This is a genomic window from Microcoleus sp. MON2_D5 (assembly GCF_036701905.1).
In the GTDB taxonomy this organism is placed as follows: Bacteria; Cyanobacteriota; Cyanobacteriia; order Cyanobacteriales; family Microcoleaceae; genus Microcoleus.
In genome coordinates this window covers 48,714-72,303 of record NZ_JAUBRM010000007.1, presented here as the reverse complement: position 1 = coordinate 72,303, position 23,590 = coordinate 48,714, and the positions used below count along the sequence as shown (strand labels likewise).

Genomic DNA, 23,590 nt, shown 5'->3' with positions numbered 1-23,590 from the left:
CTTGGGCTAATCGAGGCGATGTACTAAACAACCTCAAACGCTACGATGAAGCTTTAGAATCTTACGATCAGGCGATCAAACTAGATGCCAATTATAAGTGGGCTTGGGCTAATCGAGGCGATGTACTAAACAACCTCAAACGCTACGATGAAGCTTTAGAATCTTACGATCAGGCGATCGAACTTGATGCCAATGATCAGTGGGCTTGGTGTAAGCGAGGTTACATTCTGGGAAAACAAGGCTATTTTCTAGGCAAACAAGAATATTGCGAAGAAGCGCTACTTTCCTTCAACAAGATGATTGAAGTGGATGAGCAAAATGACACTGCTTGGAATAATCGAGGCTGGGTACTGTGCCGACTTGGGCGATATGACCAAGCACTAATATCCCTCGAAAAAGCGATCGAACTCGGTTTTCCAAATTGGTATGCCTTTTTCAACCGCGCTGAGTCTTTACTAGCGCTGAATCAATGGGATGAAGGTATTACAGCCTTAGACGATGCGATCGATCGCTTTACTCAAGCGGACATGACAGAAATCGACAACACAGAAGCGATCGTCCGCAATTTATTCAACAACAGCAGCGATATCGCAATATGCAAAACGCGCATTAAAACACTAATCGAACTTTACAACAAGCACGATGTCATCTCAGTTTTAGGACAAGGAATTGTGCGAAATATCCCCGCGCTAATGTCAGAAATGGTAAGCGCCAAAGCCGCCCGCACTTGGTTAGAATTGTGGCAAGAACTAACCAGCAACTACGAACAATTCCAAATTCCCATCCGCCTGCTGAATGCGGCTGTCCGCTATAAGGAAACAAAGGGCGACCGACGAGTTTTGCTAGAACTTCCCATAGAAGAACGCAATTTATTAGAACCATTGGTGTCAACAAAACCAGAACAAGCTGAAAACTAAACTAGCTAGAATTTAGATAAGCAGCTATTTACCCTATACACTTAACATTGTGTAAGTCCTTTTATGTAATATGTTATGCAAAATCCCCGCCAAATAGCTTTTCTCGCACTCCGCGAAGTCCACCGCCGCGGTGCATTCGCAGATGCCGCACTCGATCGCGCTTTCGGCAATTCTCAACTCAACGACCTCGATCGGCGTTTAGTCACAGAATTAGTTTACGGTAGTGTCAGGAGAATGCGAGCGATCGACTTCATCATCGACAAACTAGCAACAAAGAAATCCTCCCAACAACCACCCGAACTCCGCACCATCCTACATTTAGGGTTATATCAACTCGAATATCTCAACCAGATTCCCCCATCCGCCGCCGTCAACACCACCGTTCAACTAGCAAAAGAAAACGGATTTTCAGGACTCAGCAGTTTTGTCAACGGTTTGTTGCGCCAATACATCCGTTTAACAGATAACGACTTAAACCCATTAACAGTTACTAATTATAAATCAACCGTTGAACGCCTAGGAATTTTGCACAGCTTCCCCGAATGGCTGGTAAAATTGTGGATCGAACAAATAGGCGAAACCGAAACCGAACAACTCTGTGAATGGTTCAACCAATCTCCCACAATCCACCTGAGAATCAATCCTTTAAAAAGCTCGATCGCCGAAATTGAAGCTGCCTTCAAAACCCACAACATCTCAACTAGCAGAATCCCCAACTTGCCACAAGCTTTAAGACTAAATGGCAGCATCGGCGCAATTCAAAACCTCCCCGGATATAGCGAAGGTTGGTGGACAATCCAAGACAGCAGCGCTCAATTAGTCACCCATTTACTAGGGCCCCAGCCAGGGGAAACCATTATCGACGCCTGCGCCGCACCGGGGGGAAAAACCACCCACAGCGCCGAATTAATGCAGGATGAAGGCACTATTTATGCCTGCGACAAAACCGCCAGCAGACTCAAAAAACTTAAAGAAAATGCAGACAGACTCCAGATGAAATCCATTAAAATTCATACCGGAGACAGCCGCCATTTCCCAGAGTTTGTTAACCTTGCAGACAGAGTTTTACTAGACGCACCTTGTTCTGGCCTCGGAACCCTCCACCGCCGCGCCGACGCCCGCTGGCATCACACGCCCGAAAACATTCAACAACAATCTCAACTGCAATCGGAATTACTAGCAAATGCAGCGACATTTGTCAAGTCCGGCGGCGTATTAGTTTATGCAACTTGCACAATTCATCCCTTGGAAAATGAAACAGTTATTCGATCGTTCTTAGACAGCAATCCTCACTGGCAAATAGAACTGCCAACAATTGATTTACCCGTACAGCCATCACCCGAAGGATGGGTGAAAGTTTGGCCCCACAGACATCACATGGACGGCTTTTTTATGGTGAGGCTAAAGCACTTGAAAAATCAGTAAACTCCTTACTCCAAACCGATAGCTTAATATCCCGGTTCTTGATAAGCAGGCTCTTCATAAGCAGGCTCTTGATAAGCAGGTTCTTGATAAGCAGGCTCTTGATAAGCCGGCTCTTGATAAGCCGGCTCTTGCGGTGGGTAATACTTCGGTTGAGGATTAGGATTGTACGGTACGATCGCACCATCCTCATTCACAATCATCCCCCGAATAATCCTCTTAGGCTCCACCGGTTTTGCCTTAATACTGCCTTTGCGGCCCTCCAACTCCGGCAACTTTGGAAACTTCTCAACCGGCATTCCCTTAACAGCTTGACTCATAAAATCGCGCCAATTGTAAGCCGCCGTACCGCTAGTTCCCCAGGTGGGATAATTGTCATCATTCCCCAACCAAACGCCAGTCACCACCTGCGGAATGTAACCAATAAACCACAAATCCCGCACGTTTTCCGAAGTACCAGTTTTGCCTGCTACAGCGCGATCGTTTAAAGCAGCAGGCCCCCCCGTACCGTCTTGCACAACGCCCTCCAACATCCAAGTAGTAATCGCAGCACTATCCTTATCCAAAACCCGCTTCGGTTTAAAATTAGCCTGATAAATCACATCTCCCCGCTGATTAATCACCCGCTTAATTCCGTGGGCTTCAATAAAATTCCCTTGCGAGGCTAAAGTACCGTAAGCATTGGTTAACTCCAGCAAGTTTACCTCCGAAGAACCCAAAGCCAGGGAATAAATCGGACTCAATTTCGATTTAATTCCCATATCGTGGGCTAATTTGATCGCCGGTTCAAAGCCCACATCCATCAACACCTTCACAGCTACGACATTCACCGAACGCGTCAAAGCATCAGACATCGATCGCCAACCGCTAAATTTTTTGCCATAATTATTCGGTTGATAGCCGTCGATAATAATTGGTTCGTCTTCGTAACCGTCATAGGGAGAAAAACCAGCCGCCATCGCCGCGGCATAAACCAACCCTTTAAACGTCGATCCGGGCTGCCGCAAAGCCTGCGTAGCGCGATTAAATTGACTTTCCTTAAAATTTCCACCTCCTACCAGGGCTTTAACTTCCCCAGTCTTAGTGTCCATAGAAACTAAAGCGGCCTGTTCAAAACCCTGACGGCTGCCATCAACTTCGATCGCATTTTTAACAACCTGTTCCGCTATTTTCTGCCACTTCAAATCCACCGTCGTCTCAACAGTCAAGCCGCCAGCTTCCAAAGCATCCTGAGAAACATAGCGCGGCAATTCCTTCCGAATGTAACTAGCAAAATAAGGCGCGACTACTTTAAATCGCTTCGGCGCACTTGGTTTAACCGCAATAGGTTGCGCCATCGCCTGCTTCGCCTCAGCCTCTGTAATTACCTTCGCTTCCTGCATTTGTTGCAGCACAAGATTGCGGCGTTTCTTAGCCATATCCGGATTAACCAAAGGCGAATATTCGCTCGGTGCCGGCGGCAAACCGGCCAAAGTTGCCATCTCTGCCAAAGTTAATTTATCAACTGTTTTGCTAAAGAAAACCCAAGCCGCATCTGCCACCCCGTAAGCATCCGAACCCAAATAAACCAGATTTAAATACCGTTCTAAAACTTGGTCTTTACTCAACTCTCGCTCTATTTTCTGAGCTAAAAGAGCTTCCCGGACTTTCCGCCTAATACTTCTTTCCTGATTAAGAAAAACAACGCGAGCCAATTGTTGCGTAATTGTACTGCCACCCTGCACTACATCTCTTTCTATCAAATTAGAAACAATGGAGCGCACAATACCTTGATAATCCACCCCGCGATGTTTGTAAAAACGGCGGTCTTCTATGGCAATAAAAGCTTTAACCAACTGTTCGGGAATTTCTTTAAGTTTCAGTTTATCTCTAGTTGCAGGCCCCGACTGCAACAAAATCGTATTATCTGCTGCCTTAATTGTCAGCGTTCCGTCGCGGTTAAAGGCTGACAAATCGTTAACATCCGGCAAACCTTTGTCTAAGGCGTACAAAATCCATAAACCGTAGATTAAAGCGCCCCCGCCTATACTGACAACACCTAAACTTATCCAAAATCTAGGGCGGCGGGAGATCCGTTTTTTAGTATTTTCCTGCGGTGCCCTATTTTCCTGCGGTGTGCTAATTTCCTGCGGTGCGCTAATTTCCTGGGGTGCGCTAATTTCCTGTAGTTCCGTATGTCTCTGCAGTTCGGTGTTCTGCGATGCCCTCTTTTCCGGCAATTTGCTACTATCGGATTTTTGGGGTGATTTAGTTCCCCCCAAACCTAATCCCGGCCGCAGCAATTCTTTTCCCTTGGTTTGCAAGCTAGTAACTTGAGGTTCAATTTCCAACCAAGCGATTAAGCGCTTCAACCCTTCCCAATCGCGCTTGACTATTGGATATCGAGCGTATTCGGGCTCTAAATATTCTGAGTCTAAATATTCTGACTCCAAATATTCTGACTCTTCTAGAGGTGCAGCATCTTCTGATACCACATACTCCGCTCGCTCATCCCTTGTCCGTGTAGAAAATTCCGCCTCCGATTCCGGCGAGTTGAGCTTATTACCCTTCGCAGCCTTCGGCGGTTCTCGATCGGAATTACCGCTTATTGCGTTAGTGACTTTGCTCAATGTATCTTTGATATTTGAGAAAAATTCTGCCACGTTCAGACCTTCAAACCTCATCAAGTCCGATTAAAAATTAAAAATTAAAAAAGCTAGCCTTTTTAAATTCTTAATTTTTAATTCGACATTTTTTCTTGAATAACACGCTGCCTTGAATTAGATTTTTTGAATTAAAAACTTTTTAATTCACAACTCAAAATTCAAAACTTTTCTTAACGCTGCAGAGATTGGTATTTTTTTGAGAAGTGAATTAGATTTTTTGAATTCAAAATTTTTTAACTCAAACCTCAAAACTCTGCTTAACTCGCATGACCCAGTGCCAAGGCTGCTACCAGCATACCCAAAACCAGGAAAGGCTGAGCACTTGCCTGATATTTAACATCATTTTCCAGGGGATTACGCAAAAAGTACATATCCTGAAAAGTAATTTGGGGAATTATCAGCAGCAGCAGAATGACAGCGTAAAGGTTTTGGTGGATGCTGATCAGGTAGCCTGCAATCCCAGCTTGAAAGATGTCGATCATTAACACGCAAATCCAAGCTGCTGTGCTGATGCCAAACATCACTGGCAAAGATTTTAACCCTAATTGCCGATCGCCTTCGACACTTTTGAAATCATTGACGATCGCAATTCCCAGCCCTGCCAAACTGTAAAACAGGGTCAAAATCATAATTGTGGGATCTAGTGTACCAAACAAAGCTTGACCAGCCCACCAAGGCAGGGCAATGTAACTAGCACCCAGGGCATAATTTCCCAACCAGCCATTCTGCTTGAGTTTCAGCGGGGGCGCAGAGTAGATATAAGCTAGAAACGCGCCGCCGAGAGTCAAAACAGTCATTATCGGGAATTCATGACCCGCCCACAAGTCTAGAGCATAAGCCACCCCAATCCCAGCGGCTAATAATACCAAAATTTGCGTTACTACTTGGGGAATCGAGATGATACCGGAGGGAATTGGACGGTAGGGCTCGTTAATGGCGTCGATGTCGCGATCGTAAAAATCGTTCAAAGTTTGAGTGTACCCGGCCAGCAACGGCCCTGACATCAACATACAAGCTGCTGCGATCAAGAAATTCTCTAGGTTCCAAACATAGTTTCCAGAAGACGCAGCCCCGCACACCACGCCCCAAATTAAGGGAATCCAGGTAATCGGTTTCATCAATTGCAAGCGAATCTTCCAGATAGAAGTTTCTCCGCTAGCGGCCCCTTTCATGCCCAACAGTTGCCTAGTTTTGGCACTGCGGTTTTCGGTAGCAGCACTTTCCGGTGTTGCTTCTGGGGAGATTTGGGATGGAGGAGAGTCAGACATAATTTGATGTTAGCGGTACTGCTACTATTGTGTCGTTTTGCATTTCAATAATAATTCAGATAGCTTACCACTGATATTTAAGACAGATTCTTGAAAACTTACCCGGGCTTGGAGTTGATGCTAGGGAAAAGTAGGAGTTTCACAATATACTGAAATATCATTTTTTTGTGAAAATGTCAAGAGGATAAATACTTTTTTTATAATTTCGCTGAGCCCGCCTTCTGGGGGAGATTTTTGCCAGCCCGTGCATTTAATGTCAATTACCAGGAGGCGATCGAGTTTTTTGCCCTGCTACCCTTGAATTATCTCATCTGGCAGAAAATCAGAATCTAGAACCTCGACAGAAGTGTAGATACATAATTGCGGAAACGTCTCTACAAGCAATCCAGTTTCATCCCTTGCTTGTTCTGCTGCATTCGCATAGCATTCAGCCAACACCTCTTCAAGATAGGGTTTGAGACTGGGGGAATCTTTCAAAGTTTTGCGAAGGCGTCTGCGATATTGGACAATGCTGCCTTTCCAACTACCGCCCATCGGAGGTAATCTGTATCATACACTTCTTCTCGGTCAACTTCTAATTTTGTTGTCATAAGCTGTTCGTACTAACAACTGCAAATTAACAAATATGGCGATAGGAATCAAAAGGCAGTCCTGTCCGCCGCTTGACTTCGACAACGGATTTGTAAGCGCCCTTTCTCTGCCTTTCTCTAACTATTTTTTCCGCCACAGTCCGATCTAAACCGCTGGCGATCAACTCTTCCGGCGAAAGAATGTTTAACCGTTTCCAAGTAAACTGCAATTCTTTTTGATAATTGTAGCTGAAGCAAATCATCGGGGCGATGCGTCTGACGTGGCTTTCGGGAACTCCGGCTATTTCTGATAACTCTTCGGCGTGGGTAAAAATGTAGCCTTCGTTTTGCAAAGATTCAATATCGTTGGCGTAGACGATCGGCAAACCCAAGATTCTGACCATATCGTCTTTGGTACACTCGTTAATATCTATTTTGCCGCGCACGTTTGCTAGTTCTTCGGCATTCGTCGCAGTTGCAGGAACCAGTATACCTCTGGGTGCGGTTTTGATCAGATAGCGCTTTTTCAAACTAAAAGCAGTAACAATTTGAGCAATCCACACGATCGTACCCAAATTAGTTGAAGAAGATACCGCTAGTGCTGCTAAAGTAATTGCAACACCCCATCCCATCCAACTACGAATATTTGACTTTTGGCCTGCATAGGCGATCGCCAATCCGCCGAAGTAGGGAATAAAAGCATACCACACCCAATTTGGAGTTTGACGCAGCCAGTATAAATCTTGAGACACTTTATTTTATCCTTAAATAGTTGTGTTCTCACACTTTCTTATGTCACTCCCACTTTTTTAAGAGTGGGCTTTCTTCTTCCTTCTTCCTTCTTCCTTCTTAATTACAATTCTCGCAACAGTTTTTGGCGTTTTTCTTCATATTCTTCGGCCGTAATTGCGCCCATATCGTAAAGTTTTTTCAATTCGCCGATCGCCCCAGTAACATCTTTTGCCGCTCTGAGGGCATACCCAGACGGCAAGCTTCCGCCATTGTACTGTACCTGAAAAGCTTGTTCCGACATCAGCAGCAGGCCAATAAAATCGAAAAATGCGATCACTGACGGAATTAATGTCCAAGAAAATAGCAAGTATAATACCCCTGCTAAGTTATTCCCCAAATAAAATTTGTGAACTCCGAAACCTCCAACAAAGAAAGCTAACACAACTGCTACGCTTTTATCTTTTACCATTTTTACTTTCCCCATTTTTTTTATTTTAACTTTCGCGCTCGACCTTTAACTCTCTACGTTTAACGATCGACATAAGTAATCTTACTAATTTTTACTCATTTATTTGGGTTTTTGCGAAACTTAGACATCGCAAAATACAGCACAACTATACCGACTTGAGCCTGTAGAATCACCAAGTAGCCTCTCAAGAAATAATTGAGTTCGCTGCCTGAATTGAAAGAAAATATTAAAAGACCTAAGGCTGCGTAGGGTGCGAAACGCATCCAACTCGGCGTTCCCTCTAACTTGCGGCTGTTCAAATTGCTCATTGGTTTAAGCCTCATCCTAAATTAAAATTTAGCTATAAATTAGCCGGATTGTCAACTTCCCCTTGGTGCGATCGCCCGGGTCAGTTTCTCAATCATCAGCCGACAAGATATTACTTCCATGTTAAACCCTATTTTTCCGCTAAAGTGAGGGGCCCGGGCGGGCAGATCTGGATCTGTTGCTGATATTACAGATTAGGGTGAACCCGCCCCTATAGGAATTCGGGTTATTTTACCGGGCTAGATATAAGGGGCGCACCGAACACCCTAGTGCTGTTTTTGGCAAGAGTCGATCGCCCTGACGATCGCTGTCAAAAAAAATCGGTTAATTCACAATTATTAACAACCGCCCGAATTAACTCGCGCCGCCGCCCAAAAGAAACAGACTCAGGAGAGTACCGCTGTTCCAAAGACTGTGGAGAAGCATAGGAGCAAGGAGATTGCGCGATCGCGTATACACAAACCCCAAAACCGCACCCAAAGTCGCCAAAGGCAGAATCTCAGAGACACTCAAGTGAGCCACCGCAAACAAGAAAGCAGAAGCTGCGATCGCCCCCCAAACAGGCAAATAGCGAGTCAGAGAAGGCAGCAGAAAGCCTCGAAACACGATTTCCTCAAAAACCGGAGCCGCGATCGCAGCAGTGCCGAAAAACACCGCCAAAGCCACGTTGTCCCTACCTTCAAGAACGATCGGCAAAATCGGATTACTGCCACCTTGTCCCTGCCAAAATTGCTGATTGATCAGCGACACCAAAACTACCAAAGGCAAAGCAACAAAATAGCCGCCAAATCCCCACAAAAACCAACTTCCCCGCCAATTAATCCGAAACCAACCTTCCGGCAAAGGCAAAAAAGACTTGACCGAAAAATACAGTACCGAAAGCCCCCCACCCGACAGCAACAAATAAGTAGCAAAGATATAAAAAGCCTTGCCGCGGGGGTCAAAAGTAGCAGGATTGAGTTTTAAAACAGCCAGAGAAACAGGCAGCAACAAATAGGGAATCAAGATTTGCCCGACAAAGAAAAAGCCGACCACAAGTACCTGCCAAACAATCTCGCCGTCCCAAGGCACATCCCAAGTCAAGCTCGCATTTCGCGCCAACACCGGGCCGGAACCTGCTGTATCTAACTGCTTCCGCTGCAACAACCACTGCACGGTCAAACCAACCAGCAAAACCGTGCCAATACAAAGTGCGATCGCCGGAACGCCAACTATAATTGCCAACTTTTCTACAGCTTGCTGGGCCGTTACTTGCTCTGCTGCTTGCAGCGCCGCCAGCTCTTTAGAACGTTCTTGCAGCTTGTAAAGTTGAGCTAGAGCGCGATAGCGAAACCAGCCATCCAAAGACTTTTGAATGCGCGGCTCGGCATCCGGCAGCAGTTGAGCCGGATTGCTCCAAATTCCAGTTAAAACTTGAGCAGTTACCACCGAAGAGTCGTAATCTATTTGAGTTTTGTAGCGCTCAACTAAATTTGTCCAAGTTTGGAGAGCCGCCTCAGTTTTGCCACTGCTTGCCTGCAAAATTCCCAAGCGCAAGTCAAGTTCGTTTAGCACCACTGACTGTTGATCGATAGACTCTGACAAAGCCTTGTTTTGAGCCAAATTCAGAGTATTATCAGCCGAATTAGAGGCGATGGCAGACTCAATTACTTTAAATTGTGATTGAGTTGTTTCGAGAGTTTTGCGAGTCGAGTCTCGCGCTTCTTTATATTGTGTCAAAGCCGTATTCAAAGGATCTGCACCGACAATATTGTTGCGCGCCGAACTTAAATTAGCACTCTGATTATTTTCTCCTTGCCACTCCGAGGCGTGCAGCAGCAAATTTGTCTGGTAGAGTTCCAGCCGGCTTTGAATTTGCGGCTGATTCCAACTAGCAAGTAAAGATAAACCGACCATGGCGATCGCGATCGCCGTTAAAATACCTAAAATAACCCGCTTCAGTGTCATTCCTGCTTTTCCGTCCCGCGCGAATCCGTGGCTAAATCTTTTCCGTCTTTAATCATAGGTCGTTGCAGACGAGAGTATCCCGACAACTGGTAAAATTTCACTGGCTCATCTTTTTGACTCGCCTCAACAAGACTTACGCCACAAATCCTCGCTCCGCCATGTATACATAAGGTTCACACCTTAGCCCAACGGTGCTTATGGCGCACCCTACACGAGTAGTGCGGCATAAACACCCGCGATGTATGAGGTAATATCCGCAGGGCGCCACCGCAGCGGGGTAGCAGGCTAAATCTAAAATCTAAAATCTAAAATCTAAAATCGAATGACTCGCATTATCTTAGTCCGTCACGGCAAAAGTACCTACAATCAAGAACGCCGCATCCAAGGCCGCCTGGATAAATCGATTTTGACAGAAGCAGGCCGCAACACCGCCCTGCAAGTAGGCGACACACTCAGCAGTATCGCCTTTGATGCCGCCTATACCAGTCCCCTGCAACGAGCAAAAGAAACAGCGGAAATCATCCTGTCGCGCTTGACAAATCCGCCACAACTCCAGCCAACTGATAATTTGATGGAAATCGATTTGCCTCTGTGGGAAGGAATGCTGCGCCAAGATGCGATCGACAAATTCCCCGAAGCATATCAGCAGTGGCAAAAACAGCCAGACAAATTTTCCATGAAACTGCCATCTGCTGACGGAGAAATCGAACACTTTCCCGTATTAGCAATTTTTGCTAACGCCCGACACTTTTGGCAAGAACTTTTATCGCGCCACCAAGACGGCACAATTCTAGTAATAGGTCACAACGGAATCAACCGGGCTCTCATCGCCACCGCGTCGGAAATTACCCCGGATTACTACCAATCAATTCAACAGTCTAATTGCGGAATTAGCATCATTAATTTTGGAACTTCCCCTGTTACCAACGACGAACTCGGAGAGCCAAAAAAGAAAGTTGCAGTTCAATTAGAGTCGGTGAATTTAACTTCCCATACCGGGGAAATTTTCCCCAAACCGAGGGACGGACACCAAGGCCCGCGCTTGTTGCTGGTGCGTCACGGCGAAACCGACTGGAATAAAGCAGGTAAATTTCAGGGGCAGATTGACGTGCCTCTCAACGATAACGGCCGCGAACAATCCCGGCGGGCGGCAGAATTTCTGAAGGACGTAAAATTGGATTTTGCGATCAGCAGTTCGATGCTGCGCCCGAAAGAAACTGCAGAAATTATTCTCAAATATCACGGCGGTTTGCAACTGGAACTCCGCGATGAGCTAAGAGAAATCAGCCACGGACTTTGGGAAGGAAAGTTTGAATCAGAAATAGAACAATCCTATCCGGGTTTGCTACAGGAATGGAAAACATCTCCTGAAACAGTGCAAATGCCCGAAGGAGAGAATTTGCAGCACGTTTGGACTCGGGCGATCGCAGCTTGGCGAGAAATAGTACAATCTGTTTCTGGTACTGGGATTGTCGTTGCTCACGATGCCATTAACAAAGCAATTCTCTGCCACCTATTCGGTTTGGAACCCGAACATTTCTGGAAATTCAAACAAGGAAACGGAGCCGTTAGCGTGATTGATTATCCCCACGGCCCCGATGGTTTGCCGGTATTGCAGGCGATGAATGTGACAACTCATTTGAGCGGCGGCGTTTTTGACCAAACAGCCGCAGGAGCACTGTAATTAGTAAAGTGCTGGGCGCGAACCCGTAGCGGAAGGAACGCCCACCGCTACGCTTCGCCCGCCTGAAAAATGTTGGAATTTTTATAGCAACTGCCCCCCACATTTAGGAAGTTCTTACTTGCTGAAACTTATGCGGTGGATTGCTTCTTCCTTCTTCCTTCTTCCTTCTTCCTCCTTCCTTCTTCCTTCTTCCTTCTTCCTCCTTCCTTCTTCCTTCTTCCTTCTTCCTTCTGCTATATGAGCCGCGAACTGCTACAAAATGTACGAGTGCTAGATCCAGTTTCAGGGAGCGATCGCATCGCTGATATTCTGATTGCTGAAGGTGATATCAAAGCAGTTGAGGAAAAAATTGCTGAGTTTCCCGCTGACACGGAAGTGCGGGATTGCCAGGGACTGATTTTGGGGCCGGGGTTAACTGATATCTACAGTCACAGCGGAGAACCGGGTTTTGAGGAGCGGGAAACGCTCGAATCTTTGATGCAGGCTGCGGCGGCTGGGGGTTTTACGCGAGTGGCGATTTTGCCGGATACCTCGCCACCTATTGACAATTTGGCCGGTTTAGCTTTGTTGCAGCAACATATCCGCAATTTGTCGCCCGGGCTGCCCCGCTTGTATTTTTGGGGAGCGCTGACAGCGGGCGTTAAAGGGCAGCAGATGGCAGAGTTGGGCGAGCTGGCCTCCTGTCCAGTGGTAGGTTTTGCAGACGGTTTGGCGCTGTCTAATCCGGCTCTGGTGAGGCGTTTGCTGGAGTATATCAAGCCTTTGGGCAAATCTGTGGCTTTGTGGCCGTGCGATCAAACTTTGGCAGGAAATGGCGCGGTGAGAGAGGGTGCGATGTCGGTGCGCTTGGGTTTGCCTGGAATTCCGGCGAGTGCGGAAACTGCGTCTTTGGCTGCCATTCTGGAGTTGGTGGCATCTGCAGGCACTCCGGTGCACCTTATGCGCGTTTCTACGGCGCGCAGCGTGGAATTGATTCGAGATGCCAAGGCGCGGGGTTTGCCGGTGACTGCGAGTGTGACTTGGATGCACTTGCTGTTGAATGTCGGGGCCATTTCAGGAAACTCTAAAGATTCCGGCGGGAAAAATGCTCTGACTGCTTCGTTGCCCTACGACCCGAATTTACGCCTAGAACCGCCGTTGGGCAATCTCAGCGACCAATTAGCGCTGATTCAAGCTGTGAAAGATGGGGTAATTGATGCGATCGCGATCGACCACAACGCCCATACTTATGAGGAGAAAACTGTGGCTTTTGCTGATAGTCCGCCCGGGGCGATCGGCTTGGAATTAGCTTTGCCTTTACTGTGGCACAGACTGGTAGAAACAGGGGAATTTTCGGCTTTAGAACTGTGGCGAGTTTTGAGCGCAGGCCCTGCCGTTTGTCTCGGACAAACCCCCGCCACGGTTGCACGGGGAGTCTCTGCAGAGCTGATTTTGTTCGACCCGGAAATGAGTTGGACTGTTGACGGGTCAAGTCTGAAGTCACGATCGGCAAATACGCCTTGGTTGGGACAGCAATTAGCGGGAAAAGTTGTACAAAGCTGGATTTATTAATTCTTGCGATTGAAATTCATCTGTTGTAGAACAGGCATCTTGCCTGTTTCTAAAAGTAGAACAGGCAAGATGCCTGTTTCTGCGAATGCTAGATGAGGTGACTCAGAAAAGAAGATATAGCAATTCTCAATAAAATGAGGTACACACCGATCGCAACTGATGCCCTATGCCCTATGCCCGCCAGAGCACCTCATGTTACTGAGAAAGGCTATAAATACATGATTACTGCTTTTGATTCGTGGAATTATCCACCGCAAGACTTGACATTGGATCTGGGCGAAATTCATGTTTGGCGAGTCTCTCTAGCTCAAACAGAATCTTGCTTGCAGAGTTTACAACAGACTCTCTCTACCGACGAGCGGACAAAAGCTGAGGGTTTTCGGTTTGCAAAAGGTCGATCGCAATTTATTGTCAGTCGTGGCGCGCTGAGAGCGATTCTGAGTCGCTATCTTAACATAAATTCTCACATTTTGCGCTTTGACTACAATCCCTACGGCAAACCCTCTCTCATCGCCGCCCAAGGGGGAAATACCCTGCGTTTCAATTTGTCTCACTCAGGGAACATGGCTCTAATTGCTATTACCAAAAATCGAGATATTGGTGTCGATATTGAAGGTATCAATCCCAAATTTCCTTGTCTGGAGATTGCTGAAAAGTTTTTTTCACCCTTAGAAAATACTGTGTTGCGTTCGCTCCCAGAACATCTCCAACCCCGCGCTTTTTTCACCTGCTGGACTCGCAAGGAAGCCTATATCAAAGCAGTCGGTAAAGGACTTTCTCTTCCCCTGAATCAGTTTGATGTCAGCCTCGCCCCAGGAGAACCAGCAGCGCTGTTAAATGTTGAAGAAAACCCCGACGAAGCATCGAGATGGTCTTTAATTGAATTAATTCCCAGTTCAGATATGGTGGCGGCTGTTGCGGTTGCAGGAGATTCCTCGAAACTTCATTGTTGGGAGTGGACAGGGGAGTTTTGATTTATGCTGAAATGTTGTACCATTCTCCATAAGCTTTTTATGAACAGGCAAGATGCCTGTTCCACAAGAAAATTCACTCTTTGTGGAACAGGCATCTTGCCTGTTCTTGAGAATGGTGCAAGATGTGAGTTTATACCGATCGCCAAGAGTAAAAGATAACGGCAACGGTCGCTACAATAGGTCTACAGGTTGAGCCTTCAAGCTCTTGCATTGTGCATCCTACACAGACAAATAAGGACACAAAAATGTTGTGTCCTTACGTCCCATTCGGCTGCAACTTGCAACCCTAGAACTGATTAAAAAATTAACCAAATCGATAGCCGAACCCACGTACTGTAATGATATATTCCGGTTGGCCCGGATCTATTTCCAACTTTTCGCGTAGCCAGCGGATGTGAACGTCAACTGTTTTGCTGTCTCCGATAAAATCTTGGCCCCAAATTTTTTCTAGCAACTGATCGCGAGACCAAACTCGCCGGGGATAACTCATAAATAGTTCTAGTAAGCGAAACTGTTTAGGAGAAAATTTCACTTCCAGACCACGAACCAACACCCGGCACTCTTCAGGATACAGAGTTATGCTCTTATATTGCAGCGTCCTCGGTTCCGGTAACCGACCGAGGCGCTGGCGCCGCATCAGCGCCCGACAGCGAGCGATAAACTCCCGCATTCCAAAAGGCTTGGTCAGATAATCATCCGATCCGGCTTCGAGGTAAAAAGCGCAATTGTTGGCACTTCCTCTAGCACCGATAATCAAAATAGGGACGGGATTTCCTTGATGCCGTAACATTCGACACAGATCCAAACCGTTAATTGAATCCATAATTAACAGGTTAAAGGCCAATTCACCGTGGTATGACGAAGAAGCCTGTACAGAAGGCAGGGCGTTGCGCCCGTCGCTAGTAACCACCACCTCGTAGCCCTGTTCTTTAAGGGCTAAAGCTAGCATTTCCCGCAACAGATCTTCACCTTCCAATAACAAGATACGGCCGGCTTGTCCAACAGCCAACCTTGAAGGACTTTCGCTTAATTCAGCAGAAGACATAAATATAAGTGGGAGTGATGTTTGTATGTGGCTACCGCGAGGTACCTTCTTCAGTAGCTGAGGTACTCTCGCGCTGCGATCGCTTGTACGATCGCCAGAAAGTTCGATCGCTTAGAATCTTTCGCCAGTCCATCCCACAGACACGCGCTCGACCTTTGCTACTTGCTCGTGTAAGGAATACAGCCGTAGAGCAGTTGCCGGAACTGCGCTGTCTGCCTGCGTCCAGGCCACAGAAGTTTGGTCATTTTTCGGGGTCGGTGTTAATTTCATAAAACATTGCCCGCTGTTAATTGACCACGTAACACCCAATCTAAAGGGATATGCTAGTTATACTACTCTTAAAAGGTTATTAAAAGGTAAAGTTTTGGCCATCAAATGGTTAAATTATTAACGTTAAGTAATATAACGGTAAAGGTCGGATGGGAATGTAGAGCTTTTTTTAAGAATACAATAATAAGTTTGCCGAAATTCCTTTTTCTTCCCGTGCCGGCTACGATCGACGATAGCAAGTAAAAATTCTGTAGACTGCCTATCATGTTGCTGCATTTGAGTACCTGGCCCGAGGTAGAAGCTTATCTCCAAAGCTCCCGAGGCATAATTATCCCGATCGGCTCCACCGAACAGCACGGGCCCACCGGCTTGATCGGGACTGACGCCATTGCTGCCGAGGCGATCGCCCGCGGTGTCGGCGAAGCTGCCAATGCCTTAATCGGCCCGACAATTAATGTCGGGATGGCTTTGCACCACACCAGCTTTCCCGGCACAATCAGCTTCCGACCGCAGACCCTGATATTGGTAATCAGGGACTATATCACATCTTTGGCAAAAGCGGGATTTGAGAAATATTTCTTCATTAACGGTCATGGTGGCAACATTGCGACAATGAAAGCAGCATTTTCCGAGACATACGCGCATTTGTCAGACTTAAATTTACCAAATGCCGATCGAATCCAGTGTCAAATCGGCAATTGGTTCATGTGCGGTTCAGTTTACCAACTAGCAAAAGAATTATACGGAAACCAAGAAGGTTCCCACGCCACCCCCAGCGAAGTCGCCTTAACCCACTATCTTTATCCAGAAGCAATCAAGCAAGCTCCGCTTTCGGAAGAATTCGGTTCCGGACACAAAATTTACGGTGCTGCTGACTTCCGCCGCCGATTTCCCGACGGGAGAATGGGTTCAAATCCGGGCTTAGCAACCCCCGAACACGGTCAGCAGTTTTACGAATTAGCAGTCAAAGAATTGACTAATAATTATTTGGAGTTTTTAAATTCCGATTAACGTTTTTTATTCTCATTAACAGAAATAGCTTGGCAACGAGTAAAAATGTCAAACTCTTCTATATTTTACCGTTATGAGTGAGTCAGCGACATGATATTTCATGTATCTGAGAAAAGCTATATCTCCCGATTAACCATCGGGAGAATATCAAAATTACTCCACAATCCAAGGAGTTAAACAAGGTGTCCAAGCACTCAATTCTTCTTCCTTGAACCAAAGGCTAATTTCCGCATTGGCAGTTTCCACAGCATCAGAACCATGAATAATATTGCGACCCACATTCACAGCCAAATCGCCGCGAATTGTCCCCGGTTCTGAATTCAGAGGATTTGTTGCGCCAATCATTTTCCTCGCCGAGGCCACAACGCCGTCGCCTTCCCACACCATCGCCACCATCGGCCCGGAAGTGATGAAGTCTACCAGTCCCGCAAAAAATGGTCTTTCTTTATGTACGCCATAATGCTGTTCGGCAAGTTCGCGACTCGCCGTGATTAGCTTCATGCCAACTAGCTTAAAGCCTTTGGCTTCAAAACGACCGATAATTTCGCCGACGAGTCCGCGCTGTACGCCGTCGGGCTTAATCGCTAAAAAAGTCCGTTCCAAGATTAACTCCTATAATTGTGTTAACTGATCCAAAAGATAGAGTAACTCAGAACGCACCTAAAGGCAATTCTGAGAATTGGAAATTGTCATTTGGAGACTTATGGCCGCAGGAAGAAGGAAGAAGGCATAAGAAGAGGGAAGAGAAAAGAGGGAAGAAGCAATAAAAGCAACGGTTAAAGAAACCGGGTTTCTCAGAAAAATTTTTGTGAGCAGCGATGAATCTCCGAATAAACCAGGTTTCGAGACTCTTATGCGTCTAGGACTAATTTGCAGAGAGCATCCCGATTCTGTTAAAAGCATTTTTTAGCAGTTCGAGCAGAATGCTCAGTTGCCTATATAAGCTACTCAGCCTTTAAATTGCCTGTAAATAAATAATCAAACTCTTGTGGGGTGGCTTTGAGCAACGCCCGAAATATCCAATCTAAATGTAGAACATTTTATCTCTAGCGAACAAGATGCTCGAACTTCTGGCACACTATGATACAAGTCACAGTTTCCTGTGACTGCAAACACTCTTACCTATGATCTAAAATACAAATATGTATGATAATAAACACAATTATTTAGGCTCGAAAATATAGATAATTAACGGATGTATGAAGATTATCTTGACAGCAACTATTCAGGCGAAAAAAGTATGAAAGCCATTGTAGCATTCATTGAACCCAAAAAGCAAGAGTTTGCAAAACTGCCCTTGTTTGACTTTCTAGCCAATAAACATATTCACGCGAATCAACGACTAATTTTTGCACCTGTACTCGCTCCTTTGGCTGTGGGATTGATCGATTTAAATAAATATGTACTGCGAGAATCTTCTAGTAATAGCAAAGTTCAGGAACTCGTTAATAAATATACTTATAAAAAAAATTATTACTGGCACGACTATCTAGAATACCTAGAGGAACTGGGCTTAAACCAATTAATGAGTTACGGCGATTTCCGACTGCTTTGGGGTGAAGAAACTAAAAAAACTCGATCGCTTTGTTCAGTGCTCGAACGCTACGCTTGGAAAGCGTCTCCCATTCAGAAACTGGTGTTAGTGGAAGCCCTCGAAGGAACGGCCCAAGTTTTTTTTGAAGCGGCGCTAGCAGTGGTAAAAGAATTACAGCCAATTACCCAAAAAGAATCTGTTGATTTGGGAGGAGATTATGGGGGTTTAGAAAATTATCACATTTTAAACGCGCCAGAGATGTTGCAACTTGTAGCAGAGATCAAACTTACTAATGCGGAATGCCAAGCAGCTTTAGAATTAGCACAAAATGTATTTGAACTGTTTACAGAAGCGATGAATGAGCTGTTCCGACACAGCCAAACAAATTCTTGCAAGACTGTGCTGCAAATATCCTCAATTTCTGCCTTTGCTCATTGCGCGATCGACTGTCTCGATATCTGTTAGTTTAAACAATCACTAAATTATCTCGGTGTACCGCCGTTTCTACGCCTGCATAGCCTAAAATCTCAGCAATTTTCTCGGACTTGCAGCCCTGGATTTGTCTCAATTCTAAACTGCTATAATTCACAAGTCCTCTAGCAATTTGCTTGCCCGTTGCGTCGCACAACTGCACGGAATCATCAGCTTGAAATTCTCCTTCTACTTGAGCAATACCCGCAGCTAAAAGCGATTTTCCGCCCTGGGAAATTGCCTTGACAGCACCCGCGTCTAAATATAGTTTCCCTGCCGGAATTAGCACGTTAGCTATCCAGTGTTTGCGAGCGTTTACAGGGCGCGGTTGAGGCTCAAATTGAGTGCCGATCGACTCTCCGTTGAGTATTTTCTCGATATTACCAGGAAAGCAGCCGTCAGTGATGACTGTACGCACTCCCGATGCAGTTGCTATTCTCGCCGCTTCAATTTTTGTCACCATACCGCCGGTTCCCCAACCGCTGCGGGAATCTCCTGTTTGCACCTGAAATTCTGTGAGCTGTGCCATACTTTGGACTAGGGCGATCGGCTGCGCGTCGGGATTGCTGCGCGGATCGGCGGAATACAGCCGATCGACATCTGTGAGTACAAACAACCAATCTGCTTCTACCAAACTCGCTACTAGCGCCGAAAGCGTATCGTTATCGCCAAATTTGAGTTCATCTACCGCTACTGTATCGTTTTCATTGACGATCGGAATCACGCCCAACCTGAGCAGTTGCTGAAAAGTATTGCAAGCGTTAACATAACCGTTACGCTGCACTAAATCGCCCCTGGTGAGCAATACTTGAGCGATCGGCTGTTGCAGAGTAGTAAACAAATCATCGTACACCCGCATCAGCCGCCCTTGGCCCACAGCCGCCACAGCCTGTTTCATAGCCATGTTTCGCGGGCGTTCCGTCAAACCCAAGCGCGCGCAGCCAACTCCAACCGCACCCGAAGAAACCAAAACTACTCGATGGCCTTGCTGCTGCAAATCAGCTAAAATTTCGACCAATGCACCAATAGTTGAAAGAGCTAACTTTCCCGTAGTCGATCGAGTCAGCGTCGAAGTTCCTATTTTAACAACAATAGTTTGAGTCATTTAAATCTTTCTAATTTCTGCTATCAAGAGAAGCCCCCAAAGCTTGAGAAACCCAAACTTCAAAAGAGCGCACCGGATACTTGCGAAGCGCATACCCAGCATCAACCATTGGTTCCACTAAAATAGTAAACATACCCAAACGATTGCCTGCCAAAACATCAGTAAAAAGTCGATCGCCCACCATCGCCACCTGTTCCACCGGCAAATTCATTGCATTAATAGCCTTTCGCAACTTGCGGCGCGACGGCTTAGCCGCACCCGTGATGTAGGGTAGATTCAAAGACTCAGCAATCCGACCGATCCGAGTCTGACTTAAATTATTGCTCGCCAACCACAGCGATACCACGGGTTTTATTTCTTCCACCCACAGGGTGAGTTCAGGAGAAGCATTCATTGCTGTAATGGGAACGAGAGTTTCGTCCACATCCAAAACTAATCCTTTAATATTATATTTCTGCAGAATATCAGCCGTTAACTTCATGACTGAATCGCCGAGAACTAAGTCAGGCTGTAGTATTTTACCCCAAGTCATAATGATTTTAGATTTTAGGTTTTAGATTGAGAAATAAGAAATTGGAAGTTAAAGATTAAAAAAGTAAAAAATCAAAAGTGAATAATTATTGCTTTTGCTTTGTGACTTTTGACTTTTTACTTTTGTATTAGTCATTGCCTATCTATTGAGTCGATCGCAACTGCTGGTCAACTTTAGCAATCGCAGCATCGTGTTCCGCCTGCGTGCGGCTAAAAATGTGAGTGCCGTCGTATCGAGCCATAAAGTACAGGTATTCTGTCTTTTCCGGAGTGAGAGTCGCTTCCAGACTTGCTATTCCCGGAGATGCGATCGGAGTTGGCGGCAGCCCTACATTGATATAAGTATTGTAAGGAGAAGGAGTTTCCACCTGCTTGAAAGTCAAAGGCTTTTCCTTCGTTTGCCTAATGCCGAGGGCGTATTCAACCGTCGGGTCAGAACCCAAAGGCATACCCTTATTCAGACGGTTGTTGAATACCCCAGAAATACGATTGCGCTCGCCTGCAACCACAGCCTCTTTTTCCACAATACTCGCCAGCGTCACCCACTCTTTCAAATCCAGCTTAGTATTCTTCTGATTTTTTTGATATATCGGCAAAGCCAACTCCTCGAAGCGACCGAGCATTTGCTTAATGACAGCTTGCGGGCTAATTGCATCGCCGTCTAGCTGATAAGTATCCGGGTACAAAAACCCTTCCAAGTGAGGCAGGCCGCTCGGCAGCCAAGGGTACTGAGCGTAGGGAACTTGACTCGCCACCGCCATAAAATCCTTAGCCGGGAAAAAACCTTGCGCTTCAAAATAAGCGCTCATTTGTTGCAGCGACCACCCTTCTGGAATCGTGAAACTCTGCTGTACGACTTCGCCCTTCCAAATTTTGTCAGCAACTGCACTCAGAGGCTGAGTCGGCGACAGTTTGTAAGTTCCTGCTTGAAAACCTCCCTCGCGGTTTTGCAGAGTCAGCCAGCGGGTCCACATATTCCATGCCGAGCTCGATCGAATCAACCCCGCAGCCTCTAAATCCCGCCCGATTTTTTGACTGGGAGTACCCTCCGGGATTTGGATCAAAACAGCAGCATCCTCTGGCGGAGAAGTTGACGTTTCAGCTATTTTAGGCGGGGCGGAAGCCCAGCTCCACCAAGCCCAGCCCTGCCAAGCGCAAACCCCCCAGATTGCCGGCAGCAACGCCAGATAAAACAACCATTTAGAGACTTGCGGATTACCTTTTCGGCTCTCGCGCGCGCTGCCTTTTGTCATTTGTTCTTTACTCATAGTCCGTTGTCCTGGATAAGCGGCGGTTAACTAGCGACTAATGACTGATGACCTGCGATTGATGACCGAAAAGTTAGGAATACAAGCCCTTTAAAAGACCCTATTCACGCGGCCCAATTCAAACGCCCGATCGCGAAGGCAGAAGCGGCCATCTCGAAAAAGTTCGATCGGGCGAGCAGTTTACTTTTTTATAAAATAGTAAAAAATTCTGCTTTTTGCCATCACACCTTGTGTCTGCAATTAATCTCTAATCAAGATCGTCAAAGAACTGGTCTTCCAGCATAGGTAACATCGGTTCCAGCCTTTGGAACTCTTCTTCCGAAAGCAATTCTGGCTTGCCGTCGTCATCCATTCTAGCCAAGATAAAGAACGGGTCGAGAGGCGTATAAATGGCATATTCCTGTTCTTCGTGGTAGAAACTGGTCAGCCACATCAGCTCCTCGAACTCCGACTCCTCATCTGGATCGACATCGGATGTCATATCCTCTTCGGGAAATTCCGGCAATTCGCCCACCACAGTCAGCGTCACCGCCGTGCGTCGGAGCGTCAAGTTCTGCTCTTGCAGCACAACTTTAGCTGTATCAAAAATTTTGTCAATTTCGGCTTCGTCTTCTACAGGAATTGCTGCTTCGTCGTTATCGTCTCCCTGCCAAGTAAAAATTTCTACGGGCGAGTCAATCGGAAGCAGCAAAGCGTATTCTTGACCTTCTAGATTCATAGAATATTCTATGTTGCAAGCCAGCGATCGCCCAACTTCATCCGTCAGGGTGACGGACTCTTCGTTGGAATTGCCATTCTCTTTTTTGCGGTATGGGGATGAGGACATCGCGTGTATCTTATTTTCCGTCAATAATTCAGTAACGTTTGCTTGACAATGGGGAATTTTCGTGGCGATATTCTGGCTAAGTGGGCGATCACCAGTCCACCAGCTTAAACCGCGAGACTCGCGGCCTTTTCCACAGGCGAGGAGTGCAGCGTTTAAATCTCAGTCGAGTCAGCAAGCGACACTGAGGACAAATCACGATTTTGTGCTTCTTCAGTACCAAGGGTACAGCAGAATTTTCTCCAGTTTGTCAAGGGTTACAGGTGTGCGTAGCAAACTTGCACAACCAGGATATCACGCCTTTGTTACCAGCTATCAAGGATTAGGAATTGCTCAGATCTTTTGCCTCCGCTCGTCTAGCCACTGCTGCAAAATCAGGGCCGCTGCTTTGCGATCGATCGCACCCTTATTTTGCGACACCGAAATCCCTTGTGTTTTCATCAATTCCTCTGCCTCAACCGAAGTCAGGCGCTCGTCCACGTATTCTAGGGGGAGCTCTAAGGCTGTGGCGATGCGAGTAGCATATTTCTGCACTTGTCGGGCTTGAGTGCCTAATTCTCCGCTCAGGGAGTAGGGCAAGCCTGCAACCAAAATTTGAACTCTCCGCTCTCGCACGAGTTCTCGGAGATAAGCTACGTCTCGCTCGAATGACGATCGTACCAGTGTGGTAATGCCCGTCGCTATTAAACCAGTGCCGTCACACCCGGCGATGCCGACTCGTTTGAGGCCGATATCTAATCCCAGAGCTGAAATCCATAATTTATCGTTGGACATTATCAATCAATCAATTTTAGATTTTAGATTTTAGATTTTAGATTTACTGTTTTTTTGCGGAAATAATCTTCTTTAACGAACCGCTTCGAGGTGCGTTAGCGAAGCGGTTCGTTAGCGCTCTTGTCGCGAACGAAGAAGAGAAGAAAGCAAGAAGAAGATAGGTAATCTTAAGTTGATATTAATCAAAAGCAGAAGGGACATTTGGGGATTATGACAGAAAAAAGTAATTTATTGGATGATTAATTTTATTTTTTTCTGCCTTATACCTTTTACC

General features: G+C 46.2%; 23 protein-coding genes. 8 read left to right on the top strand and 15 right to left on the bottom strand.

Going from position 1 to position 23,590, the window contains the following annotated elements; all coding sequences use genetic code 11:
- Together QUA47_RS04315 and QUA47_RS04310 are read left to right on the top strand one after the other, a co-directional pair.
- On the top strand, positions 1 to 917 hold a 917-nt coding region (locus tag QUA47_RS04315), incomplete at its 5' end, for a tetratricopeptide repeat protein (RefSeq protein ID WP_333429843.1).
- A gap of 75 nt (positions 918 to 992) precedes the next feature.
- A complete protein-coding gene (locus QUA47_RS04310) occupies positions 993 to 2,342 on the top strand; it encodes a 16S rRNA (cytosine(967)-C(5))-methyltransferase (protein WP_333429842.1) in 1,350 nt (449 codons plus the stop codon).
- A 23-nt stretch (positions 2,343 to 2,365) separates the two neighbouring features.
- Here the strand turns inward: QUA47_RS04310 and QUA47_RS04305 are convergent, their stop codons facing one another.
- The 7 genes from QUA47_RS04305 to QUA47_RS04275 form a co-directional block, all read right to left on the bottom strand.
- On the bottom strand, positions 2,366 to 5,002 hold the full coding sequence (locus QUA47_RS04305; protein ID WP_333429841.1) for a PBP1A family penicillin-binding protein: 2,637 nt from the start codon (positions 5,000 to 5,002) through the stop codon (positions 2,366 to 2,368).
- Between the two features lie 239 nt (positions 5,003 to 5,241).
- Positions 5,242 to 6,252, bottom strand: a complete 1,011-nt coding sequence (chlG, locus tag QUA47_RS04300; protein ID WP_333429840.1) for a chlorophyll synthase ChlG — start codon at positions 6,250 to 6,252, stop codon at positions 5,242 to 5,244.
- A 291-nt stretch (positions 6,253 to 6,543) separates the two neighbouring features.
- Positions 6,544 to 6,786: a DUF29 domain-containing protein gene (locus QUA47_RS04295; RefSeq protein ID WP_333429839.1), complete on the bottom strand. Its 243-nt coding sequence runs from the start codon at positions 6,784 to 6,786 to the stop codon at positions 6,544 to 6,546.
- An 82-nt stretch (positions 6,787 to 6,868) separates the two neighbouring features.
- Positions 6,869 to 7,573, bottom strand: a complete 705-nt coding sequence (locus QUA47_RS04290; protein ID WP_333429838.1) for a helix-hairpin-helix domain-containing protein — start codon at positions 7,571 to 7,573, stop codon at positions 6,869 to 6,871.
- Between the two features lie 101 nt (positions 7,574 to 7,674).
- Complete coding sequence (locus tag QUA47_RS04285; protein ID WP_333217769.1) at positions 7,675 to 8,022, bottom strand: NINE protein; 348 nt, start codon at positions 8,020 to 8,022, stop codon at positions 7,675 to 7,677.
- 95 nt (positions 8,023 to 8,117) lie between these two features.
- Positions 8,118 to 8,330, bottom strand: coding sequence for a hypothetical protein (locus QUA47_RS04280; RefSeq protein ID WP_333429837.1), 213 nt, complete (start codon positions 8,328 to 8,330; stop codon positions 8,118 to 8,120).
- 352 nt (positions 8,331 to 8,682) lie between these two features.
- Entirely contained in the window at positions 8,683 to 10,275 is a 1,593-nt protein-coding gene (locus tag QUA47_RS04275; protein WP_333429836.1) for a type II CAAX endopeptidase family protein, read from the bottom strand.
- Between the two features lie 322 nt (positions 10,276 to 10,597).
- Here QUA47_RS04275 and QUA47_RS04270 point away from each other — a divergent pair, with 322 nt between their 5' ends.
- The 4 genes from QUA47_RS04270 to QUA47_RS04255 all read left to right on the top strand — a co-directional run bounded on the left by QUA47_RS04270 (position 10,598) and on the right by QUA47_RS04255 (position 14,677).
- Entirely contained in the window at positions 10,598 to 11,959 is a 1,362-nt protein-coding gene (locus QUA47_RS04270) for a histidine phosphatase family protein (RefSeq protein WP_333429835.1), read from the top strand.
- Positions 11,960 to 12,196: 237 nt separating this feature from the next.
- Entirely contained in the window at positions 12,197 to 13,510 is a 1,314-nt protein-coding gene (locus tag QUA47_RS04265) for a dihydroorotase (protein WP_333429834.1), read from the top strand.
- A 134-nt stretch (positions 13,511 to 13,644) separates the two neighbouring features.
- Positions 13,645 to 14,484, top strand: coding sequence for a 4'-phosphopantetheinyl transferase superfamily protein (locus QUA47_RS04260; RefSeq protein WP_333429833.1), 840 nt, complete (start codon positions 13,645 to 13,647; stop codon positions 14,482 to 14,484).
- Between the two features lie 52 nt (positions 14,485 to 14,536).
- Positions 14,537 to 14,677 carry a hypothetical protein gene (locus tag QUA47_RS04255; RefSeq protein ID WP_333429832.1) on the top strand — a complete coding sequence of 47 codons (141 nt, stop codon included), beginning with the start codon at positions 14,537 to 14,539 and terminating at the stop codon, positions 14,675 to 14,677.
- 111 nt (positions 14,678 to 14,788) lie between these two features.
- Here QUA47_RS04255 and QUA47_RS04250 read toward each other — a convergent pair whose 3' ends face one another.
- Both QUA47_RS04250 and QUA47_RS04245 read right to left on the bottom strand, forming a co-directional pair.
- A complete protein-coding gene (locus tag QUA47_RS04250) occupies positions 14,789 to 15,529 on the bottom strand; it encodes a response regulator transcription factor (RefSeq protein WP_190658712.1) in 741 nt (246 codons plus the stop codon).
- Between the two features lie 111 nt (positions 15,530 to 15,640).
- Positions 15,641 to 15,799 (bottom strand): hypothetical protein, encoded by a 159-nt coding sequence (locus QUA47_RS04245; RefSeq protein WP_015174720.1) that lies wholly within the window; start codon positions 15,797 to 15,799, stop codon positions 15,641 to 15,643.
- A 264-nt stretch (positions 15,800 to 16,063) separates the two neighbouring features.
- On the opposite strand from QUA47_RS04245, the gene QUA47_RS04240 reads away from it, so the two are divergent.
- Complete coding sequence (locus QUA47_RS04240; RefSeq protein WP_333429831.1) at positions 16,064 to 16,810, top strand: creatininase family protein; 747 nt, start codon at positions 16,064 to 16,066, stop codon at positions 16,808 to 16,810.
- A gap of 153 nt (positions 16,811 to 16,963) precedes the next feature.
- Here the strand turns inward: QUA47_RS04240 and ndk are convergent, their stop codons facing one another.
- Positions 16,964 to 17,413: a nucleoside-diphosphate kinase gene (ndk, locus tag QUA47_RS04235; protein WP_333286302.1), complete on the bottom strand. Its 450-nt coding sequence runs from the start codon at positions 17,411 to 17,413 to the stop codon at positions 16,964 to 16,966.
- A 637-nt stretch (positions 17,414 to 18,050) separates the two neighbouring features.
- On the opposite strand from ndk, the gene QUA47_RS04230 reads away from it, so the two are divergent.
- On the top strand, positions 18,051 to 18,809 hold the full coding sequence (locus QUA47_RS04230; protein WP_333429830.1) for a hypothetical protein: 759 nt from the start codon (positions 18,051 to 18,053) through the stop codon (positions 18,807 to 18,809).
- 1 nt (position 18,810) lies between these two features.
- On the opposite strand, the gene proB is transcribed toward QUA47_RS04230, so the two are convergent.
- The 5 genes from proB to ruvX all read right to left on the bottom strand — a co-directional run bounded on the left by proB (position 18,811) and on the right by ruvX (position 23,316).
- Positions 18,811 to 19,920 carry a glutamate 5-kinase gene (gene proB, locus QUA47_RS04225; RefSeq protein WP_333429829.1) on the bottom strand — a complete coding sequence of 370 codons (1,110 nt, stop codon included), beginning with the start codon at positions 19,918 to 19,920 and terminating at the stop codon, positions 18,811 to 18,813.
- Between the two features lie 10 nt (positions 19,921 to 19,930).
- Positions 19,931 to 20,452 carry a YqeG family HAD IIIA-type phosphatase gene (locus tag QUA47_RS04220; protein WP_006633331.1) on the bottom strand — a complete coding sequence of 174 codons (522 nt, stop codon included), beginning with the start codon at positions 20,450 to 20,452 and terminating at the stop codon, positions 19,931 to 19,933.
- A gap of 142 nt (positions 20,453 to 20,594) precedes the next feature.
- The gene (gene mltG, locus QUA47_RS04215; RefSeq protein ID WP_333403248.1) at positions 20,595 to 21,719 is read right to left on the bottom strand and encodes an endolytic transglycosylase MltG; all 1,125 of its coding nucleotides are present in this window, start codon (positions 21,717 to 21,719) and stop codon (positions 20,595 to 20,597) included.
- 247 nt (positions 21,720 to 21,966) lie between these two features.
- Positions 21,967 to 22,545, bottom strand: coding sequence for a DUF3727 domain-containing protein (locus QUA47_RS04210; protein ID WP_006633333.1), 579 nt, complete (start codon positions 22,543 to 22,545; stop codon positions 21,967 to 21,969).
- A 330-nt stretch (positions 22,546 to 22,875) separates the two neighbouring features.
- Positions 22,876 to 23,316 carry a Holliday junction resolvase RuvX gene (ruvX, locus tag QUA47_RS04205; protein WP_333429828.1) on the bottom strand — a complete coding sequence of 147 codons (441 nt, stop codon included), beginning with the start codon at positions 23,314 to 23,316 and terminating at the stop codon, positions 22,876 to 22,878.
- Positions 23,317 to 23,590: the final 274 nt, after the last annotated feature.

Excerpts from the sequence above, each read along its gene's own strand:
- QUA47_RS04310 (WP_333429842.1), top strand. The coding sequence starts at position 993 with ATGCAAAATCCCCGCCAAATAGCTTTTCTCGCACTCCGCGAAGTCCAC.
- QUA47_RS04305 (WP_333429841.1), bottom strand. The coding sequence starts at position 5,002 with ATGAGGTTTGAAGGTCTGAACGTGGCAGAATTTTTCTCAAATATCAAA.
- chlG (WP_333429840.1), bottom strand. The coding sequence starts at position 6,252 with ATGTCTGACTCTCCTCCATCCCAAATCTCCCCAGAAGCAACACCGGAA.
- QUA47_RS04295 (WP_333429839.1), bottom strand. The coding sequence starts at position 6,786 with ATGGGCGGTAGTTGGAAAGGCAGCATTGTCCAATATCGCAGACGCCTT.
- QUA47_RS04285 (WP_333217769.1), bottom strand. The coding sequence starts at position 8,022 with ATGGTAAAAGATAAAAGCGTAGCAGTTGTGTTAGCTTTCTTTGTTGGA.
- QUA47_RS04280 (WP_333429837.1), bottom strand. The coding sequence starts at position 8,330 with ATGAGCAATTTGAACAGCCGCAAGTTAGAGGGAACGCCGAGTTGGATG.
- QUA47_RS04275 (WP_333429836.1), bottom strand. The coding sequence starts at position 10,275 with ATGACACTGAAGCGGGTTATTTTAGGTATTTTAACGGCGATCGCGATC.
- QUA47_RS04270 (WP_333429835.1), top strand. The coding sequence starts at position 10,598 with ATGACTCGCATTATCTTAGTCCGTCACGGCAAAAGTACCTACAATCAA.
- QUA47_RS04265 (WP_333429834.1), top strand. The coding sequence starts at position 12,197 with ATGAGCCGCGAACTGCTACAAAATGTACGAGTGCTAGATCCAGTTTCA.
- QUA47_RS04260 (WP_333429833.1), top strand. The coding sequence starts at position 13,645 with ATGAGGTACACACCGATCGCAACTGATGCCCTATGCCCTATGCCCGCC.
- QUA47_RS04255 (WP_333429832.1), top strand. The coding sequence starts at position 14,537 with ATGCCTGTTCCACAAGAAAATTCACTCTTTGTGGAACAGGCATCTTGC.
- QUA47_RS04250 (WP_190658712.1), bottom strand. The coding sequence starts at position 15,529 with ATGTCTTCTGCTGAATTAAGCGAAAGTCCTTCAAGGTTGGCTGTTGGA.
- QUA47_RS04245 (WP_015174720.1), bottom strand. The coding sequence starts at position 15,799 with ATGAAATTAACACCGACCCCGAAAAATGACCAAACTTCTGTGGCCTGG.
- QUA47_RS04240 (WP_333429831.1), top strand. The coding sequence starts at position 16,064 with ATGTTGCTGCATTTGAGTACCTGGCCCGAGGTAGAAGCTTATCTCCAA.
- QUA47_RS04230 (WP_333429830.1), top strand. The coding sequence starts at position 18,051 with ATGAAAGCCATTGTAGCATTCATTGAACCCAAAAAGCAAGAGTTTGCA.
- proB (WP_333429829.1), bottom strand. The coding sequence starts at position 19,920 with ATGACTCAAACTATTGTTGTTAAAATAGGAACTTCGACGCTGACTCGA.
- QUA47_RS04220 (WP_006633331.1), bottom strand. The coding sequence starts at position 20,452 with ATGACTTGGGGTAAAATACTACAGCCTGACTTAGTTCTCGGCGATTCA.
- mltG (WP_333403248.1), bottom strand. The coding sequence starts at position 21,719 with ATGAGTAAAGAACAAATGACAAAAGGCAGCGCGCGCGAGAGCCGAAAA.
- QUA47_RS04210 (WP_006633333.1), bottom strand. The coding sequence starts at position 22,545 with ATGTCCTCATCCCCATACCGCAAAAAAGAGAATGGCAATTCCAACGAA.
- ruvX (WP_333429828.1), bottom strand. The coding sequence starts at position 23,316 with ATGTCCAACGATAAATTATGGATTTCAGCTCTGGGATTAGATATCGGC.